At 64.5% G+C, this 2114-nt stretch carries 1 protein-coding gene and 2 pseudogenes; all 3 read right to left on the reverse strand.

Annotation, left to right across the window (positions count from 1 at the left end):
* Positions 1-642: pseudogene (locus NS3_RS28735) on the reverse strand (transposase); the annotation flags it as partial.
* 132 nt (positions 643-774) lie between these two features.
* Positions 775-1073 (reverse strand): annotated as a pseudogene (locus NS3_RS28740) (leucine zipper domain-containing protein); the annotation flags it as partial.
* Positions 1074-1636: 563 nt separating this feature from the next.
* Positions 1637-1954, reverse strand: coding sequence for a hypothetical protein (locus NS3_RS28065; RefSeq protein ID WP_157101595.1), 318 nt, complete (start codon positions 1952-1954; stop codon positions 1637-1639).
* Between the last annotated feature and the right edge of the window lie 160 nt (positions 1955-2114).

A 2114-nucleotide genomic window follows, 5' to 3' on the forward strand; every position in this document is an offset into this window, starting at 1 on the left:
ACCGGTTCGGTGCGTTCGCGGTCACCGCCGTGGCGGTGGAGGTGCCCAAGCGTTTTCGGCGGCGCCGCTGCGGCACTCGCAGTCCCTCGTCGCGCCAGAGGCGTTAGATCTTCTTGTGGTTGACCGTCCAGCCCTCGCCGCGAGCGTCGTGATAGGCGCGGCGGAAACCCTGCCGGGGATGTGCTTTGGCCCAGTCGCGTAACCAATCACGCAACGCGGCATCAGGATCGGCTGCGGTCTGGTCGGCCGGTGGGCGGCGCTGGGTACTTCGGTGTTGCCCGGTGACCCGGCAGGCGAACCGTTCGCTGAGCGCGAGCACGCGCATCAGGTGCGCCACGGCCGCCCGCCGGCGTTCCGGGTCTAGAAGTTTCCCTTGGCGATCTCCTTCAACGCTGCTTTCTCCAGCTCGGCGTCGGCGAGAGGTCTTTTCAGGGTAGAGTTTTCGCGTTCGAGGTCTTTCAGCCGTTTCGCGTCGTCGGCTTTGAGTCCGCCGAACTGGTTGCGCCAGCGGTAGTAGGTCGCTTCGGTGATCTGCAGAGTTCGGCACACCTCGGCGATGTCCTTGCCCTCGCCGAGCAGTCGATCGGCCTCGCTCAGTTTGCGCACGACCTGCTCAGGGGTGTGCCTCTTGCGTGTCGCCATGGTCTTCGAGCCTTCCTACCCACTTCGTGGGCCGCAAGGCTCTCACACTCCCCGGACCGAAACCCTGGGGTCAGGTCACGGTGACTGCCCGCAGCATATCCGCGCGGCGGCATGGATCATCTCGTATGAGTGACCTCGCCGATGTTCCTGGGCCAAATGACTGACGACTGTCCGCACCGACATGGGGGTGCCCTCGACAGCCCGAGCGCGATCCTGCATGCCCAACCGCTTCCTGGTCCTGCGCAGCTGCTCGATTCGGTGGACGAGCTCAAGTAGGGTCGTTGTCGGCGACCGGTGCGCGCCGAGGATCGAGCGAGCAGGCCGAGCTCGCCGAAGCAGCGGAACCTGTTGGCCCAGTTCGATGCATATTGCCACGAGACGCCCATCTCGGCGGCGTTATGAGAGACCGGGCGGGTTCGACAGCGGTGCACAAGCCCGTGGCGGCCCTCGACGGTGAGCGGAGCATTACGGGTGAGACACGGCGGTTCTTTCGTCTGTGGCGGACGTGGTGTTAGCGTTTCACATCCTGCAGCCGAAAGAACCGCCCTTTCAACTCACCCCATGCCCCACATCACCAACGTCACGACCCGCAACAGCTAGCGCCGGACACGGTGGGTCGGGTGCAGTTCCGGACGCGGCCCACCCCGCGCGATATCCGGCACACGTTGTTCGATGCGTTGGAGATCGGTAGTGCGCCGCCGCGCAAGCCGATCCGGGTGCTGGTGTGTGATAGGCGCAGTGGATGTTGCGGGAGTGTTTCGAGTACTGGACCTGGCGCTTGCACTCGCCGAAGAGTGGCGCCACGGCCGCAAGGGCGGCCGCCCCCGTGTCGTCGACGAGGAACAAGCGCCGCACGATGCTGGCCCGGCTCGCCGAAGGCCAATCGCTGCGCGAAATCGCCCGCGGGTCAGCGTCAGCCCGGCGGTGGTCCACGGCGAGGTGAAGGCCACCGCCGCTGCGGCAGAGATCGTCTCATGAACGAACAGCAGCTGGGTTACTCCACCGGGTCATAGGGAATCGCGAACCTGAAGTCGCTGTGACCGTTGGGGACAAGCCTTCTGCCTGCTTGAGCCTTGCGCAGGTACTTCCGGATCTCGGTGGCGTCGGTAGCCGTGAGCCCTTCTTCCCGGCACTGTGCCTCGAACGCCTCGGCTGTCACCCGCAATCGGCTCCACCGCGTCGGCTCGTTCATCAGGCTCGCCTTCATCTTAGCCAACTCGTGCACCGACAGTTCGCCGCCCGACATCTTCGCGTTGCGGGCGAGGAACTCGGCGATCCTCACGATGTCTGCGGGAAGCTCCGAAGTGTTCATGACCACCATGTGGCGACCCAGGTCAGCGCCTGTTACACATCGGCAGTTGCCGATGACATCTTACGAGAAGATCCACTGACACCGAGTGGGAAACGGCCAGTTCAGCGATAGTTCTGGAGCTGGTCCTACCGGGGGTACAACAACTTTCGAACGCGGAATA

The sequence above is a fragment of the Nocardia shimofusensis NBRC 100134 genome, from assembly GCF_001613125.1.
GTDB classification, from domain to species: Bacteria; Actinomycetota; Actinomycetes; order Mycobacteriales; family Mycobacteriaceae; genus Nocardia; species Nocardia shimofusensis.